Source organism: Roseivirga sp. AWQ4_251, assembly GCF_056158225.1.
The window spans coordinates 543065-559120 of the sequence record NZ_JBSWSW010000002.1; the positions used below are offsets into that span (position 1 = coordinate 543065).

Sequence of the window (16056 nt, forward strand, 5' to 3'; positions counted from 1 at the left end):
ATTATAGCTAATTATGTTCATTATATTTAGCGAATAAGACAATAACACCTCTCAGGCCTGAACGGAAATTAAAGCACCTAAACTTGCTGTTGGTAAAGACAGGAATTTCCGATGGTTATGTACCTACTCAGATATGTTTATCGAAATTCGCTTGCCCGAATGACACTACTGTGAGCACGCCTCTTCAGATTTACCCTAACATTCTGGTAAGTTTGACTGCACATGATTAAATTGAAAATTATGAATGCTAAGGAAAGGATTAAAGAACATGTCAACGGTATCAATGATCCGCAACTATTGAATGAACTGCTGAGGGTTGTGGAGCTTGAATATGATATTGAACATGCTTCGGAGCTCTCTGAACCAGAAAAAAAAGCCATAGACGAGGGCATTGCAGACGCTGATGCAGGGAATTTGTATTCAAATTCAGAAGCAAGTCAGTTGGTTAAGCAATGGCTAAAGAAATAAAGTGGACAACCCGATCCATTCTCGACCGTGCCGATATTTATAAGTACTTGTTGAATCGCAACAAATCTGACACATACTCAGAAAAGCTTGAGAACTTTTCGAGAAATCAGCTCGACTCATCTCCAATTACCCTCACATTGGCATACCAACCAACTACCAAAAGGTTTTCTCAAAAGTGGTCAGAGATTATAAAATTTTCTACCGTGTAGAACCACATGAAATCCAAATCTTAAGAGTTTGGGACACCAGACAGAGACCAGAATCCATGAAGTTATCTCGATGATTTGTTGTTGTAGTTTTTTCTCGAAAAAGTCTTTTGATATGGTTTTGGATTACCAGAATGTCTTCTTCTGGCGAAACCTGCCGTAACGGTAATGAACCTCAAAGACCTTGATGGACGAACCTTAAATATCAAAATACACAAAGCTCAATGCACCGAGGACAAAGGCAGCGAGTATCAGGATTGAATTGATTCGAACAAGCCTGGGATTCAAGGTTTTATGAGTGGAATAAACATTCAGCAAGACGGCTAAAACCAGTGCTGGCAAACTGAGATAAAGATTGAAAAGGTAAAACCAGAACCAACTGGTGCAGAGCCCCCAAATGGCTAAAACGGTGGTGAAGGCTGGAATCGCTTTGAGCATTTTCATCTTTCCGTTTTCCGAAAACTGTACATATAGAAAAAGTAAAAGCAGGGCAAAGAACCCTTCAATTACAATCAACCTAGAGAATGAACCCGACATCCTTACTGTGGTTTATTGACCACCACCTTTATTTAGTTCGAGAAATGCTTTCATGGCGTCCTCATCTCCTTGCCTACCAGCCATTCCAAACCAATATTGTGCTTTTGCCAGATCTACCTCTACACCCATTCCTAGTTTATAGATTACACCTAAGTTTTTCTGCGACTGCAAATGCCCTTGTTGTGCAGCCTGGGTAAAGAATTCAACAGCCTTTGGCATACTCTTTTCTACACCGTTTCCTTCCATATACAAGGCACCCAAGTTGAACTGAGCCATTGGCATCCCTTGGTTTGCTGCCAGTTCATAATACCTCTTTGCTTCTTTATAATCCTGCTTAACATCAACTCCATCCAGATATATATTTCCCATGTTATTCTGAGAGTCAGCATACCCTTTATCGGCTGCCTTTTTAAATAGTTTTATGGCTTCTTCCATCGAGGGTTCAACTCCCCATCCGTTCATATAGAAAGCTCCTAAATCATGAATAGCAGGCAGATAATCCTGTTCCGCTGATGCTCTTAAGAATTTGAGCGCTGCGGCAGAGTTTCCCTGTTGCTGACTTACCACTCCCATAGTGTGTTGCGATGGCGCATGATTACTGGCAGCAGCAGCCTGTAGATACTCAAATGCCTTGGCGCGATTGTTTTGCCCCATATAATAATCGAGTAAACTCAACTGCGCTTGCACATTCCCTTGACTAGCCAAAGTGGTTAAACTATCCACGTTTTGTGCCTGAAGGCTCAGACCGAGAATTAGTAGCGAACTGAACAAAAGAGTTTTCATGTTTCTGTGAATTTGAATGTTCAAATATCCCTCGACATTCAGTGCTATTCCATAGGGCAATTGACGTAAAGTGTTTGGTAATTAGTCATTGGTCAAAAGTGGGGAATTGGGTGATTGGAGAATTAGGTGATTAGGAAAACGGTTTTTCAGTTCATAGTTCGTAGTTCAAAGCTAAGGCTACCGCAAAAGCCAACTATAGCACGTCATGCTGAACTTGTTTCAGCATCTCCCAAAGTAAGCGACCAAACAACCAAGTTGTCAGACCAATGAATGGTAAGGGCAGCTGAGTCCAAAACTTAAGGCTGTGTTGGAGGTCATTGATCGAACGACTAATGCTACCTCTCAACCCTACACCTCTTGTAATTATTCTTTTAAATTCTTTTCTTCCAACAAGAAAAACACACACGTACTTTTTAAACTCCTGTGCTTTTCTAGAAATTCTAATAGTGCGCGTTATACAACGAAGGGGTGTTGGCTAATTAGAGAAAATGCAAAACGAAAACCTCATATTTCTTTCTGAAGAAGATCTCGACAAGAGTATTTATCGAATATTCAGCTTTGCCAGACTTAGAGAAATTTTCGAAACAAGCCAGGTAACACTTGTCAAACCCAAGCTTTGGGATGATCCCTTTGAAAACTTCATTTTAAATTCTACGGGTGTCCTCCCTGACGGACGAGAGTTTCAGAATGGTTTTCGAGATAGCTTTTATGGTCAGTGTTGGTCTTTGACAAAAGAAAGTGATGCAATGTGGAGAATCTACTCACCAGATAAAAATGGTGTTAAGATTAAATCCACCGTTAGAAGACTATTTACCCCACTTTTTCAAACAGAGGGAGTACATAGAAATATCAACGGCAACCAATATAATCTATCTTCATTTGTAGGACGTGTGAAATACCAAGGAACTAAGAAATTGTTGAATATGCTCAACGACAAGGAAAGAATGAGCAATAAAATATTTGACCAATCAGGTTGGGGACAGGCCTCTTCGTTTTATTTCAAAAGGTGGGCATTCCGACATGAGAATGAAGTTCGAATAATGTACAACAAACATCAAAGGCATTGCGACAACCTATTCAAATTCGATATCGACCCAATCGAATTAATCGATGAAATAGTTTTCGACCCAAGAATGAGATTAGATGAATACCAACATTGTAAATCTGAAATTCGGTCTTGGGGATACAACAAAAACATTATTCAATCAGGCCTATATAAAATCAAAGAATTCAGAATACAATTAAGACAGATATGACCTTAACTAAAATGGAATCGGATGGAATTTCAGCTTAAAGATGTACTCTACATAGTTGGAATAGTAGCTTCAGCATTATTCTCATTTTTTGCAACTCGCCATGGACTTAAAGAGTATGTGAGAGATAGGCATGACGATTTGAAAGATGAAATTTCAGATTTAAAGCTTCAACTCCAAAACCAAAAGGCAAAAGACGATTTGCAACAACAGGTCATCGACCAAATCGGTCAACAAATGAAAGATCTGATACCAACACTTATTGATAGGTTAGAATATAAAAAAGCAAGAAAATGAATAACGTAGATTATAATCGCTTGCTTGAACTAAAAAGACTTATTGATAATAAGCAAGCGGACTCAAATCATAAAAAGGAATATATCGAATTGCTGTATCGCAATGGCAACATTACTGAGCACCAATATCAAGCTTATATCAAGAATCAAAATACAGACGACATTATTAATGCGGCATTGACTATTGGTGGAGTTCTTTTAGCAACCTGGCTGATAACTAAACTATTCGAAGAATAAAAAACTAGCCGCAACTATTGGTATAAAACATAGGGAGAATCGCGATCTCGCAAGTTTCGATCTCTTAGGAAGCTTCGTTTTGGCGAAAAGATATTCACTTCAAATCCCCACGTTTCTTAGCCAATCCGTTAAAAAAAGCAGCACCGTATGTGCTGCTTTCTCAACTAAACGGGTGTAAACCCGAGACTCAACTAAAGACTACTATTTATCTTTATCTAGCATTCAAACTTAGCCGCTTGTCCTACGGCATTCAATACGGCAAATGACTTAAATACTTCGGGGAAGAAAGGAATTAGACATTGGTCAATGGTCATTAGTGACTGGGGAATTGGGAAATAGTTGATAGGACCCCGAAGTCTCGGGGCTGAAAACGGGAGAAGTCTCTACAAACCGTCATTGCGAGGCACAAAATGAACGCAGTGAAATTTTGTGACGCGGCAATCTGTCTTTTCAAGGCGGTATACCTCCTAACAGACAGATTGCCTCGTCATGAAACCTTGTTAACACAGGTTTTATTTCTCGCAATGACGGTAAAAAGCTACCTAAACATCAAAATACACGAAGCTCAATGCGCCAAGGACAAAGGCAGATAGAATAAGAATAGAATTGATGCGGACAAACTTGGGATTCAAGGCTTTATAAGTGGAATAAACATTCAGCAAGATGGCTAATACCAAAGCCGGCATACTGAGATACAGATTGAAAAGGTAAAGCCAGAACCAACTGGTACAGAGCCCCCAAATGGCTAAAACAGTGGCAAAGGCTGGAATGGCTTTAAGCATTTTCATCTTTCCGTTTTCCGAAAACTGTACATATAGAATAAGTAAAAGCAGGGCAAAGAACCCTGCAATTACAATCAACCTAGAGAATGAACCCGACATCGACTAAAGACTTTTTAAGACTGATTTAACTTCATCGAGATTCCGGATATTTTCCTTTGAGTTGATAAAATTTTCAAAGGAAAATTCCGGTTTGACATTCTAACTCAACTTCCCTTAATACCCCGTATAAATAAATGGTGCCCAGAAATACGGATGTGTATGCCCTTCGAACTCACCTTTGATAAAGCTTCTTTTTACATCGGTAATAGCCGCTGCAGTGCTCATATTTCCATTGAAAACACGGTTGTAAAGGTGAATAGTCAATAACATGGTTCCGCTGTCACTTACACTCCATAAGGAAGTGAGGGTACTGTTAGCTCCTGCATTCAATAGTGCCTGATTCAAGCCTTTGATGCCATCGCCAGGAGATTCTACTCCCAAAGCAGTTTGGCAGGCACTGAGCATTACAAAGTCGACCGGAAGATTCAGCTTCTCTAACTCTCCTACTACCAGCATACCGTCTTCGCCATTCACTGGACTTGACTTCACTGTCATGGCAATGCTACTCAGGTCGAATACATAAGGATGCACACTCGCGTGGCTTGAAAGGTGTACCGCACGGTACTTCGCCAACTCGCCTGCAGCACTCATTCGCTTCAGCTCATTTTCTGTCATCATAGCATCCATACGTGTATCGGTTTTTGGAACAATTTTCTGAATCCTAGCAACCTCTTCTCGTCCACCTTCCAGGTAAGACATTGGCTTATCGGTTTGGAATGTCGCAAAGGCATAATCTAATGGTTTGCCTTTTTGAAGATCTTCGCGCACTCTGTAACGTAGCTTTTCAAGGTCTCCTAGTGAACTAAGCGGAGCCTTTTGTGCCGAATGCAAATCATAAGTTGCACCTCCAAAACCCAGCACATTCATTTCATAAGCCTTTTTCGGTTGCTTTCTCAGTGTGTAAAGCATGGCCGCACTCGGAATGTAGCCAATCTCAAAACGCTCGGCCAGGTATTGACCATTGGTATCTACCAAAGCATCGAATGGAATGGTGCCGATCAACCCTTCAGGACTGATTGTCAACTTACTAACGGTGAATAAGTCCACATCCAACCCAGCGATAAAGGTTTCATAGAAACGTTTAAGAAGATCGTTTACATTTTCCTTTTGGTAGAAAACATATTTACCGTCTACCACTTTGGCTTCCATATGCTTGCGCAAATACTGGGTGATTAACTTGAATTCGCCCTTAGCAAAGGTGTTAGCCACCCTTGTTTTGGCTCCGTTTAGGTAGTCGAGATTCTCCTTTCTAAACTCCATTTGGGCCTGTTCTTTTTCGAGTTCGATCAACTGAGTTTTTTGACTGGTGAGCAAATCAGTAAAAGCACCTGCCGAACGATTATACTTCACCATCACATTATTTTTGGTGACCAAACACATCAGGTAGGTTCCTTCATAAGTGGTGCCCTTAGACACATCTATAAAAGACAAATAGGCTTCTCCTTCGCCCAAAACGGACTGTAATTCTTTCAGCGATAGCTGCTTCTTATCGCTTCGTTTGTCATTCAGCAAAGCATAAGCTCGGTTCGATTCGATGACATCATAGATCTTGTCGAACTGCTTGGTTTCGTAATATGCTCCTGCCAGAAATCCGTTGATACGTTGGAATTTATCCAAGTAGCCACGCTGCTCTAGCGGATCCATTTTATCTAACAATTCAATCTCTTCTGCCCTCGCCTTTTCAAACTGAACAGCCGATTCAGCATACTTCTTTTGCTCCATCAGTTGAACGCCATCGTTATAGGCATTTCCAGTTGAAGCTACTGTTTCATTATCCACTAAATTGGCTATGCTAGAAAGACCATTCTTCACATAAGACGCATAGCTCATTTGTTCGATCCCCGGAGTTTTAAGGAAGTTTTCAGCTCTTTGGGCCATGGCGCGAGCTTTGTCTATTTCCTTGTTGAAAGCATAGGCCCGCAAGATCACATAATAGGCTTCGGCTATGTATTCTGGTGATTTCAACTTAGGTAATTGAGCCGCATATGAATCGGCTAAAGCAGCAGCATCTTTGTAATTTCTGCTTTCAGTTTTGGCCATCACCAAGTAGAAGTAGGCTTTGGCAAGTGTTGCAGTCGATGGTAACTTCCCACTCAAATCGGAAAGAATAAGGTTCGAAGAAGCTTCCACCTTATCCCATCGTTTCATAGCCGATTGCACCCTAGCCAATCGCTCATAAGCCCTGTATCTGGAAGCAATATTGTAGTTGGTTTGGTCGAATACGATTTTCTCCAAATGCGGCTCCAACTTCTGACCGAACTCAAAATTGACCGTCTCAGATATCTTGGCGATGTTTACCAGCGCCTCCACATACATCATTCGAGAAATGAGGCCTTGTTTAACGGCCTCTTCGGCCTTTACCCAATCGGCTAAAGTTTGGGCAGCCGTTTCGTTGTTGGCAATCCCATCATAAGAAGCGCCAAGTGTTGAAGCCAAGTTCTCATAAGCCGCTTTCGCTCGCTTCACTCCTTCTTCATTATAATTCGCTAAATACCCTTTCGACTTTTGAACCGTGGCAGATAAATCAGGATAGTTGGCTAATGAGTTGAGGTAGCCACTCATGCTCTGGTAATCACGCTGCATATCTGCTGCTGCTTTACCCACATTCTGCATGGTGTGCACATATTGCTGAACCTCCTGAGCACGTTTAGCGAAAACCGAGAAGATGAAACCATAGAAGCTCGAAACATTATCGTAGCTATTGTATGCTACCGACCATTGCACAAAATCTGCGGCATCTTGCGGCTTATTGATGTCATAAAAAGATGCTGCGGCCAATTGAAATGCCACCGAATTGCCCGGATAGGTCTCAATCAAGTTGGCTGCGGCACGCAATGCGGCATTATAATCTTTGCCCTGTTTTGCTCGCTGATAAGCTGCATAATCAGGGTGAGCTTCCATTTTGGCAGGTGGAATGCTGACCTGAGCTTTGCTCAGAAAGCAAACGAAAGCCAGGGCGAGAATTAGGGATAGACGCTTCATATTCATGTTTTAAAATGAAGTAGTTAGTACACCTGCTTTATAAATTGCTGCTTCGTGTGTGTTGTCAGTTTTTCTTTTCAGGAATTCACCTTCTTTTTGGCCATCCTTCATCTGCATAATCTCTGCTGACTTGTCGAAATGCCAGATCATATGCAGTCCGTTAATTGTACCTTCTGTGTATTCTGAAAAGATGATTTTGCTCTGAGAAGGTAGAAACTGCATGGTCATGCCGTTAATTTCACCGCCCTTCCATGAGCTGTAAACCGCATCGTTTCCGTCAATCTTTACTCCTCTTCCGTCATTACAATTGCCCAATACACAAGGAGCTGTTGCTGTGCTTGGCAGTGGACTGTTGCTCACATGCACATCATTCTTGTAGTCTTTGTAATCGTAGCCTTGCTGTGTACGAATAATATGCAAGCCTTCTTTCTTTCCGTCAACAAATTGACCGAAGGCATAGAGGTTGCCATCGCTTTCATAACTGAAGAATCCGTGTCTTTTTCCGTCTTTGAACGTTCCCCAGAACTTACCGAAAGTACCGGTTTGGTTGGCTACACCGTTTAGTTTTCCATCTTTATAGAAGCCAACTTGGTAACCATATTCCTGTCCGCTGGCATCGTGCATCGTAGCGAAGCCGTAACCATTCTCACAGTCGCCTTTAGCGCATTTGATGCTTTCCTGAGCTAAAGCCGAAAAGCTGAAGAAACTTATTAAAACGAGTAATAATTGAAGCTTTCTCATGATTTGATTTTCACTAGTTGATACTTACAAACCTAGCTTCTGACATGGTGCAGCTCAATACGGCAATTGACGTAAAGTGAATAGTTAGTTAGTCATTGGACAATGGTCATTAGTGACTAGGGAATTGGGGAATTAGTGGATTGGGTGATTAGTCAATGGTCATTGGACATTGGGGGAATAGTGGGAATTTATTGATCCGGGAACAGATAAAATCTGTTCTTGCCGTCATTGCGAGGAACAAAGCTTTTATCCCAAGTCATTGGTTTAAAAGCTGTGACGCAGCAATCTGTCTGTTTAAACTTAGGTGCACAGAACAGGAGATTGCCACGTTGCAAAATTCCACTGCGTTCATTTTGCACCTCGCAATGAAGGTAATCGACAAACCCTCGGTACGCGTCATTATGAAGGAGTAGATAAGCCCTTAGGCGAATAAACGACCGAAAGAATCTCCATCGGTTTTGCACGATACATGCAAACATCGACACTCCCAAACCTCACCTCTTGTAAATATTCTCTTAAATTCTTTTCTTCCAAGAAGAAAACCACATGCATATTTTTTAGACTTCTGTGATTTTCTGGAAACCTTGAAGTGCACATTATGTCACTCCCTTTGATAGGCTAATGCGCTCTTCTAGAAATTTATTAGAAATATATCGCGCTTAGATAAGCTTGTTATAAAGTGTTATGAAAAATGGAAAGCAATGAACATAAAAGAACAAATTGATTTGTTTACGAAACTCTTAGTGAAACTTCAAAAGGTCAACTATTATTCAAAGGAAAATTTTGATACGCTTGAAGGAAAGGCAAAAATGTATGTAAGGAAATTTTTTGGAGACAACAGTCATTATTTAGATGAAATAGAAAACATCCATTATTCTCCAATGATTTTTTTCGGAGATTCAGATGACAGTTACTACGCAGGATCATTCAATAGGGGGGTAAAAAGTCTATGTAATTTAATAATTATAATCATCGAAGATTTGAAGCTAAGCACAAACTATGAATCTACTACAGAAAATAAAAAACCAAAACCAGTAGTTGCTAAACCGTCAAAAGTTGGGACAAGAAATTCCATAAATGATAAAGAAATACATGTGCTCATTGCAACCCCTGGCGATCTAGCAGAGGAAAGAGAATTACTATTAAATTCTCTTGAATCTAAATTTAGAAGAGCGGGTTATGAAGCTAGATGCGGACATAGAATCATTGTGCGTGGTTGGGAAGAATTGGCAACTCAATCTGGCTATGGGCAAGACATAATCAGTGAACAAATTCTAAAACAAGTAGATATTGTCCTTGCAGTTTTTAAACATAAACTTGGAACCCCAACAAAAGATGTAAATACTGGTGAAAAGCGCTCAAAATCAGGGACAGCAGAAGAACTTTTGTTTGCAATTAGAAATCAAGAAATAGAAAATTCACCACTTGGTATGGCCTACTTTTATCTCGAAGCCCCAAAAATGTCATTTGACTCACCTAACTTAAAAACTGCTATGAATAATTGGGAGCAGCTAAAAGAATTTAAGGAAGAAATTAAAGATGATATTTTATATAAAAGCTTTAAATCTGGAGAAGATTTGCTAGAAATTAGTTGCGAAGACCTAGTAAAGAATATTGAAACATACTTTGCATAACCAACCTTAATCTACAAAAAAACATCTCCGTCCGAGCTGCCTTACTCAACTAAAGAAAGTCTTTGCTTAAATTCCAAAAGGGCAAAGAACAGACAGATTGCCATGGTGCAAAATTCCACTTCGTTTATTTTGAGCTTCGCAATGACGGTCTGAAATGGCTTTTTCATTCCATAATTCTGCATACCATTACCTAATGACCATTGACAAATGACTAATATTCTAATTCACCAATCACATTAGTACAAATAATACTCCTGCTGGTCCATAGTCATAATACTGAGAGGTTGTTTGCCAAATTTCGGTTTGAAAACCACTAGCCTGTCTCCTACTTGTAGCTGATCGAAAGTGACAAACTCAACTGTAATTACCCCAATAGTCGTTTTCAGTCTTTGTGCACTTTTAGATCGATTTGAGGTAAAAGTGGTCTTGTCTTCAATAATGGCAGGCACTCCATGCTTATAGCCATAACGCTTACTGTTTTGGTAGTTGCTATATGACCGAATGATCTTATAAAACTGATAGGCAGGAATAAGCACTACAGGGAAAAAGAAGACCAATAATCCGTATAGGCCATTCGATATAAAGGCGATGAGCATTACCAAAGTTGGCACCAACCAGATGTACCTCGCCTTCTGCTGACTTTTGAAAATATTCTTGAGTACCTCTTCATCTTTTGGCGTCAGTTTTACATCAGGAAAAGCAGTTCGCAAAAACTTGCTACTGGTTTCGGTTTCAACCTTGTGCGCTTCTTGGTCTACCACCTCCTTGCCTGTGATCTCCAAAGCCAAAGTCGTCTTCGATTTTGGGGCTTTATCCAGCACAATGTGCATACCTACCTTCGCCTTGTTGTAGTGTTTAAACTCTACAGAATGCTCCTCATCATCGATGTACAAATAATAATGCCTGGTTGTTTTGCTAGTGTTGCCTCTACCTGTTTGATGATGATGCGTTTGGGTTTGATGAACGTTCAGCCGCTTATTGGTGACTATACCGCTAACACGATGCTTCACTCCTGCTTTTATGTCGGCAAAAACAGCCCAAATCATGTAACCCACTACACTGAAGAAGATAACACCAAAGCCGATGAAGATATAAAGCGCCATATCATCGAAAGCCATTGGATCTTTGAATTTACCTAAAATGGCAATGCCAATAACAGCGAAAATCAGTCCTGAAAACACAGCAAAACCGAAAAAGGGCAGCAGTTTTCGCTTCAGTTTTTTGATGTCGGCTGGTTCCAGAGGTAACTGTTGCGTACTCATATTCTAGATTGTTTTATTTGTCAAAAGCCACCTGCTTGTACTGATCGGTGGTATAGCCCACGTAGTAATATCCTTGCCCCTTACACTTGGGACAAGCCACCATTTCATAATTATTTACCACCATCTTTTTGGTGCTATACCTAATAGGATCGTATACCTGAGAAGTGTAGTAAGTGGTAATGTATTCGCCTTTCACCACTCGTGTGGATGTGGTATAGTGTGGAATTTCATGATTGACGGTTACTTCCTTGTAATTCGCCCTTTCTACCGTAGTCGGGCACAGGTATTTGGTTGATGTTGTGCTTAAGTACTTTTGGAAAATCCTGCCAGAATTTTCGTTGAGTGAGACTTCATGACCATGATCGTCCATCACTATCAGCGCTTTCAAATTGGTGTCGAATCGCACTACCTTTAGATTCCTGTTTAAGGCTTCTACATACACTTCGGAATTAGGCATAAGCGTATAGGAATAGGGAATGGTTTCATATTCAGTAAGCGTATCTACCGGCACTGTTTTTCTGCCTACCCAATCAAAACCCTCAATAGCCGGGTCAGACCAATAGTTATAAAATTGATCCAAGATGTCGTTGGGAATATCAATCACCCTTCCCTCCTTCAATATTCCGTTTTCAAATATTCCTGCTTCCCCATATACCCTTTTGGCATAGGCTTGATACTGATAATCACCTGAATCGTGAGGAAACTCCGGGTGATAGATATGCACCATATTCACTCTGTATCCTAAACCATCGAGCTTTCCATTTTTAAAAATGCCCATTTCCAGATAGCCATGATCGCCCTTAAACAGGGAATCGGTTGAATGATACTTAACTCCATACCCTGAATGATTTTCGATATCTCTGGTCTGGAGCTCACCGAAGATCGTTCCATAGCGCAAACTGACCTGTTTTTTCTCCGGTGCATTCATCGGATAATTGGGGAATGATGCTTTGGATAATCGATTGTCCAAACTGCTCATCAACTCATTCAACAGAGGTTTATCTGCCTCATTGGCCGGCACCGTCATTTCAATGGCACCATCTACCACCAAGGCCCATTCATATTTGCCATTGAACTCCCTGAATAGTACTGATCCATTACCAATTTTGTCTACCAATGGCAGCATATAGCCAGTGAAGGTGCCATAGGACTTGGAGTAATAAATACCCGTGGTTGAATAACCAACATATCTATCTTCATTCATCAGCGTAATCACCGAGGTTTCATAGGCATCTGAGGCAATTCTCCGCTCATTAAATATGGAGGTTTGAGGATAGAAATCGCCTGGCACATAATAGCCAACTTTAGGGTCGGTGATACCTGGTTTAGACGAAGCAATAGTCTGCATTTTAAACAGGTATTCACCGGAGTGAGTAACTGCCTGTTTGTTCAAAAATCTTCCAGTAGAATCTGGCCGCTCAGAATAAATGTAGGGTGGAACATTCTCTCTGAAATACTCTACCGACCCATCTTCAAACGGTATTCCACCTTCATATGTGACTACCTCTTTGGCTATCTGCTTTTTTTCAGCAAATACTTTTCCGCTTTCCAAAAAGCGAATATCCTTTTCAGGCCATATTTTAAAGTACCGCATGGCATATTGATATGCCCTTGTTTGTTGATTGTATTCCTTGGTTGACCATAGGATGATCACGCCAGAGGTAACCAGCTTTCTCCCTCCTATTTCAAAGATAATCTTCTTGTATTTTTTGCCGTTTTGGAGATCCGATTGCGCAGTTACCTTTACGCCATCCACTTCAATTTTATCGAGCTCCAGCATTCCTCCATCCTTTACCAATTCGAGCGAGAATTTCTTCCGCATCTTATCCATCAGCAGCGGACTCATTTCATAATAGGTGCCAAAGATTTCAACATCTGCTACCTGATGCTGCGCGAAGGAAGAGGAATAAACGACTGAAATAAGAAGTGCTATAATTGAGAATCTACGCATGGCCAAAACGGTTTAATACTTCTACAAACCTAGCTTCTGGCATGGTGCAGCTCAATAAGGCAATTGACGTAAAGTGACTAGTTAATTAGTCATTGGGGAATTAGTGGATGGGTCAAAGGACGTTTCTTTTATATCCTGAGCTTGCCGAAGGATCTGCCAGATTGAATTGTCATTAGCCAGTAGTCATTGGTAGAGAATTAGATTCAGTTTCTACCCCAGCCCTAAAGCCTGCCGGCAGACAGGGAAGAAGTTTGACCTGGGTCAAACTTGTGACACGGCAATCTGTCTGTTTAGATGTAGGTGCAAAGAACAGAGGAACCTGCCTGCCGCAGGCAAGTTGCCACGTTGAAAATTCCACTATGATCGTTTTGCGCCTCGCAATGAGGGTTACCGACAATATCCCAGTAAACTCATGACTTTACCAAAGAATTGTAAATAGTCCCCTAAACAAAACCAGGAACCCTTATATTTGCACCTCAATTCAGACAAATAGCGTATGTGAAAAATAATTTCTTTCAGACCATTTAAAGACAGCAAGCTGTAAGAGGCTTGTCTATTTATAACCATCTAAAGAAAGAAATTATGCTAGCGTTACAGCAACTTTCATATATACTTCCCAACAAAGATTTACTATTCAACAACCTTAGCCTAACGGCTAATAAGCAGGACAAAATCGCTTTAATCGGCAACAATGGAGCAGGAAAATCCACATTGCTCAGAATTATTGCAAATGAATTACAGAGCCCATACGGCCGAATAAAGATTGATTCTGAGCCATATTATATACCACAAATTTTCGGTCAGTACAATCATCTTTCGGTTGCTGAGGCATTGAGAATTGATAAACAACTCCATGCACTTCGAGAGATTTTGCAAGGAAATACTACTCAGGAAAACTTCAATGTATTAAATGATGACTGGACCATTGAAGAGCGTTGCAACGAGGCATTAAGTGACTGGCAACTAATCGATTTAGATCTAAATCAAAAAATGGAAGCACTTAGTGGCGGTCAGAAAACAAAGGTCTTTCTTGCAGGCATTTCAATTCACCAACCCCAGCTTATTCTCTTAGATGAGCCAAGTAATCATCTGGATGTTTTAGGCAGACAACTGTTGTACAATTTCATAACTACAACAAAAAGCACTTTGCTCGTTGTTAGCCACGACAGAAAATTACTTAACCTTCTGGACACAGTTTGCGAGCTCAGCAAAAATGGGATCAAAACTTATGGTGGCAACTACGATTTTTATGTCGAACAGAAACGGATAGAAAGCAATGCTTTGAGTCAGGACATTCACAGCAAAGAAAAAGCATTGAGAAAAGCTCGGGAAAAAGAGCGGGAAACCTTGGAGCGCCAGCAAAAATTGGATGCAAGAGGAAAGAAAAAGCAAACTAAAGCCGGCATGGGCAAAGCCATAATGGACAAAATGAAGAACGATGCTGAAAACAGTGGTTCCAAACTTAAAAACACTCATCAAGAGAAAATTGGAGGTATTTCTCAGGAACTAAGAGAATTGCGTTCTGCATTGCCCGATATAGATCAAATGAAGTTCGGCTTCGACAATTCACCATTACATAAGGGGAAAATACTGTATAAAGCCAGCGGCATCAACTTTATCTACCATACCCAACCCTTATGGAAAGAGAATCTCAGTTTTCAAATTACAAGTAGCCAACGTATCGCTTTGAAGGGACAAAATGGTTCCGGCAAAACCACCTTAATCAAGCTGATTTTAGGCAGTTTGGAACCAGAAACTGGAACCTTGTACCGAGCGGCCAACAAAACAGTTTACATTGACCAGGACTATTCTCTACTCAATGATGAGCTCAAGGTTTATGAACAAGCACAGCTATTCAATTCCTCCGCTCTTCAAGAACACGAAGTCAAAATCAAACTCAATCGCTTTTTGTTTGGTAAAGAAGATTGGGAAAAGCCTTGTCGTACTTTGAGTGGTGGAGAAAGAATGCGATTGATGCTTTGCTGTTTAAGCATAGGTAATGTATCGCCTGATATGATTGTGCTGGACGAACCAACCAACAATTTGGACATTCAAAACATAGAAATATTGACTGTCGCTATCAATGAGTATCATGGGACTTTGATTGTTATTTCTCACGATGAGACTTTTTTGGAGCAAGTGAACATAGAAGAAACAATTACTCTATAAATCAAAGTATTGATAGCGGCCTGTTCAAACTGTCACTCCGAGCGAAGTGTAACGCTCCGCAGCGGAGGACAATCGTGCAAGCCGCAACTGCCTCGGATTTAACTAGTGCTTGCATGCCTCAGGCATGGGGGTTGGGGGTGGACATTGCCATTACCCAACACCCCAGCACCAGTCGTCTGACCACTCAGATTGTGGGTTTTAGTGTAGACTCCAACAGCTCATAAGCCGCGAGATAAAGCCATAAGTAGCCAAACTAGTGGTCTGACGACTAAACCTCAGGAGCAATACAAAAAAAGCAGCACCGTCCGTGCTGCCTTTCTCAATTAAACAGGACTAACCTGTGACTCAACTAAAGACTACTATTGATTAAACTCCAAAAGGGCAACCCCGAGGCCCCGATACTTCGGGGCGGGGCGAGGCGGGGCAAAGCTCAAATTCCAACTTGATTCGATTCCAGGGTAAACTCCGCGCTCTTGGCGATCTCTGCGGTTTAATTTCACTACCACAGCAGATTCCAAAACCCTGGAGGGATTCTTCCCCCGATAAATCGGGGTCTGAATGACGGTTTGAATTGACTGTTTCTGTTCTCAGACCCTTGACTACCAATCCCCTAGTCCACCAATTGACAATTGACCAATGACAATTCAATCTGGTCG

Annotated in this window: 13 protein-coding genes and 1 pseudogene; 7 read left to right on the plus strand and 7 right to left on the minus strand. The window is 41.0% G+C overall.

The features are described 5' to 3' along the window. Window positions 1–222: 222 nt before the first annotated feature. Both ACXACJ_RS16495 and ACXACJ_RS16500 read left to right on the plus strand, forming a co-directional pair. The gene (locus tag ACXACJ_RS16495; protein ID WP_475135511.1) at window positions 223–468 is read left to right on the plus strand and encodes a hypothetical protein; all 246 of its coding nucleotides are present in this window, start codon (window positions 223–225) and stop codon (window positions 466–468) included. A gap of 109 nt (window positions 469–577) precedes the next feature. Beyond that, window positions 578–751 (plus strand): annotated as a pseudogene (locus tag ACXACJ_RS16500) (type II toxin-antitoxin system RelE/ParE family toxin); the annotation flags it as partial. A gap of 121 nt (window positions 752–872) precedes the next feature. Here the strand turns inward: ACXACJ_RS16500 and ACXACJ_RS16505 are convergent. Together ACXACJ_RS16505 and ACXACJ_RS16510 are read right to left on the minus strand one after the other, a co-directional pair. Continuing rightward, the gene (locus ACXACJ_RS16505) at window positions 873–1211 is read right to left on the minus strand and encodes a hypothetical protein (RefSeq protein WP_475135512.1); all 339 of its coding nucleotides are present in this window, start codon (window positions 1209–1211) and stop codon (window positions 873–875) included. 12 nt (window positions 1212–1223) lie between these two features. Then, window positions 1224–1994 carry a tetratricopeptide repeat protein gene (locus ACXACJ_RS16510; protein WP_475135513.1) on the minus strand — a complete coding sequence of 257 codons (771 nt, stop codon included), beginning with the start codon at window positions 1992–1994 and terminating at the stop codon, window positions 1224–1226. A 488-nt stretch (window positions 1995–2482) separates the two neighbouring features. Between ACXACJ_RS16510 and ACXACJ_RS16515 the strand changes: the two genes are divergently transcribed. From ACXACJ_RS16515 to ACXACJ_RS16525, 3 genes are read left to right on the plus strand one after another with little or no spacing between them, the layout of a single operon-like run. Further along, entirely contained in the window at window positions 2483–3250 is a 768-nt protein-coding gene (locus ACXACJ_RS16515; protein WP_475135514.1) for a DUF2971 domain-containing protein, read from the plus strand. 21 nt (window positions 3251–3271) lie between these two features. After that, complete coding sequence (locus tag ACXACJ_RS16520; RefSeq protein ID WP_475135515.1) at window positions 3272–3544, plus strand: hypothetical protein; 273 nt, start codon at window positions 3272–3274, stop codon at window positions 3542–3544. Further along, window positions 3541–3780 (plus strand): hypothetical protein, encoded by a 240-nt coding sequence (locus tag ACXACJ_RS16525; RefSeq protein ID WP_475135516.1) that lies wholly within the window; start codon window positions 3541–3543, stop codon window positions 3778–3780. Before ACXACJ_RS16520 ends, ACXACJ_RS16525 begins: the two co-directional genes overlap by 4 nt. Window positions 3781–4322: 542 nt before the next feature. Here ACXACJ_RS16525 and ACXACJ_RS16530 read toward each other — a convergent pair. From ACXACJ_RS16530 to ACXACJ_RS16540, 3 genes are all read right to left on the minus strand, one after another. Beyond that, window positions 4323–4661: a hypothetical protein gene (locus ACXACJ_RS16530; RefSeq protein WP_475135517.1), complete on the minus strand. Its 339-nt coding sequence runs from the start codon at window positions 4659–4661 to the stop codon at window positions 4323–4325. Window positions 4662–4775: 114 nt separating this feature from the next. Beyond that, entirely contained in the window at window positions 4776–7643 is a 2868-nt protein-coding gene (locus tag ACXACJ_RS16535; protein WP_475135518.1) for a CHAT domain-containing protein, read from the minus strand. A gap of 9 nt (window positions 7644–7652) precedes the next feature. Then, window positions 7653–8384, minus strand: a complete 732-nt coding sequence (locus ACXACJ_RS16540) for a hypothetical protein (RefSeq protein WP_475135519.1) — start codon at window positions 8382–8384, stop codon at window positions 7653–7655. 701 nt (window positions 8385–9085) lie between these two features. Here ACXACJ_RS16540 and ACXACJ_RS16545 point away from each other — a divergent pair. Next, window positions 9086–10018 carry a hypothetical protein gene (locus ACXACJ_RS16545; RefSeq protein WP_475135520.1) on the plus strand — a complete coding sequence of 311 codons (933 nt, stop codon included), beginning with the start codon at window positions 9086–9088 and terminating at the stop codon, window positions 10016–10018. 236 nt (window positions 10019–10254) lie between these two features. Here the strand turns inward: ACXACJ_RS16545 and ACXACJ_RS16550 are convergent, their stop codons facing one another. Then, window positions 10255–11280 carry a hypothetical protein gene (locus tag ACXACJ_RS16550; RefSeq protein ID WP_475135521.1) on the minus strand — a complete coding sequence of 342 codons (1026 nt, stop codon included), beginning with the start codon at window positions 11278–11280 and terminating at the stop codon, window positions 10255–10257. Between the two features lie 13 nt (window positions 11281–11293). Further along, window positions 11294–13231, minus strand: a complete 1938-nt coding sequence (locus ACXACJ_RS16555) for a hypothetical protein (protein ID WP_475135522.1) — start codon at window positions 13229–13231, stop codon at window positions 11294–11296. A gap of 582 nt (window positions 13232–13813) precedes the next feature. Between ACXACJ_RS16555 and ACXACJ_RS16560 the strand changes: the two genes are divergently transcribed. Then, window positions 13814–15400: an ABC-F family ATP-binding cassette domain-containing protein gene (locus ACXACJ_RS16560; RefSeq protein WP_475135523.1), complete on the plus strand. Its 1587-nt coding sequence runs from the start codon at window positions 13814–13816 to the stop codon at window positions 15398–15400. The last annotated feature ends 656 nt before the right edge of the window (window positions 15401–16056 follow it).

What these genes read in the sequence shown, in the direction of transcription:
- ACXACJ_RS16555 (WP_475135522.1), bottom strand. Translation starts at nt 13,231, where the DNA reads ATGCGTAGATTCTCAATTATAGCACTTCTTATTTCAGTCGTTTATTCC.
- ACXACJ_RS16535 (WP_475135518.1), bottom strand. Translation starts at nt 7,643, where the DNA reads ATGAAGCGTCTATCCCTAATTCTCGCCCTGGCTTTCGTTTGCTTTCTG.
- ACXACJ_RS16560 (WP_475135523.1), top strand. Translation starts at nt 13,814, where the DNA reads ATGCTAGCGTTACAGCAACTTTCATATATACTTCCCAACAAAGATTTA.
- ACXACJ_RS16545 (WP_475135520.1), top strand. Translation starts at nt 9,086, where the DNA reads ATGAACATAAAAGAACAAATTGATTTGTTTACGAAACTCTTAGTGAAA.
- ACXACJ_RS16505 (WP_475135512.1), bottom strand. Translation starts at nt 1,211, where the DNA reads ATGTCGGGTTCATTCTCTAGGTTGATTGTAATTGAAGGGTTCTTTGCC.
- ACXACJ_RS16495 (WP_475135511.1), top strand. Translation starts at nt 223, where the DNA reads ATGATTAAATTGAAAATTATGAATGCTAAGGAAAGGATTAAAGAACAT.
- ACXACJ_RS16540 (WP_475135519.1), bottom strand. Translation starts at nt 8,384, where the DNA reads ATGAGAAAGCTTCAATTATTACTCGTTTTAATAAGTTTCTTCAGCTTT.
- ACXACJ_RS16530 (WP_475135517.1), bottom strand. Translation starts at nt 4,661, where the DNA reads ATGTCGGGTTCATTCTCTAGGTTGATTGTAATTGCAGGGTTCTTTGCC.
- ACXACJ_RS16515 (WP_475135514.1), top strand. Translation starts at nt 2,483, where the DNA reads ATGCAAAACGAAAACCTCATATTTCTTTCTGAAGAAGATCTCGACAAG.
- ACXACJ_RS16550 (WP_475135521.1), bottom strand. Translation starts at nt 11,280, where the DNA reads ATGAGTACGCAACAGTTACCTCTGGAACCAGCCGACATCAAAAAACTG.
- ACXACJ_RS16510 (WP_475135513.1), bottom strand. Translation starts at nt 1,994, where the DNA reads ATGAAAACTCTTTTGTTCAGTTCGCTACTAATTCTCGGTCTGAGCCTT.
- ACXACJ_RS16525 (WP_475135516.1), top strand. Translation starts at nt 3,541, where the DNA reads ATGAATAACGTAGATTATAATCGCTTGCTTGAACTAAAAAGACTTATT.
- ACXACJ_RS16520 (WP_475135515.1), top strand. Translation starts at nt 3,272, where the DNA reads ATGGAATTTCAGCTTAAAGATGTACTCTACATAGTTGGAATAGTAGCT.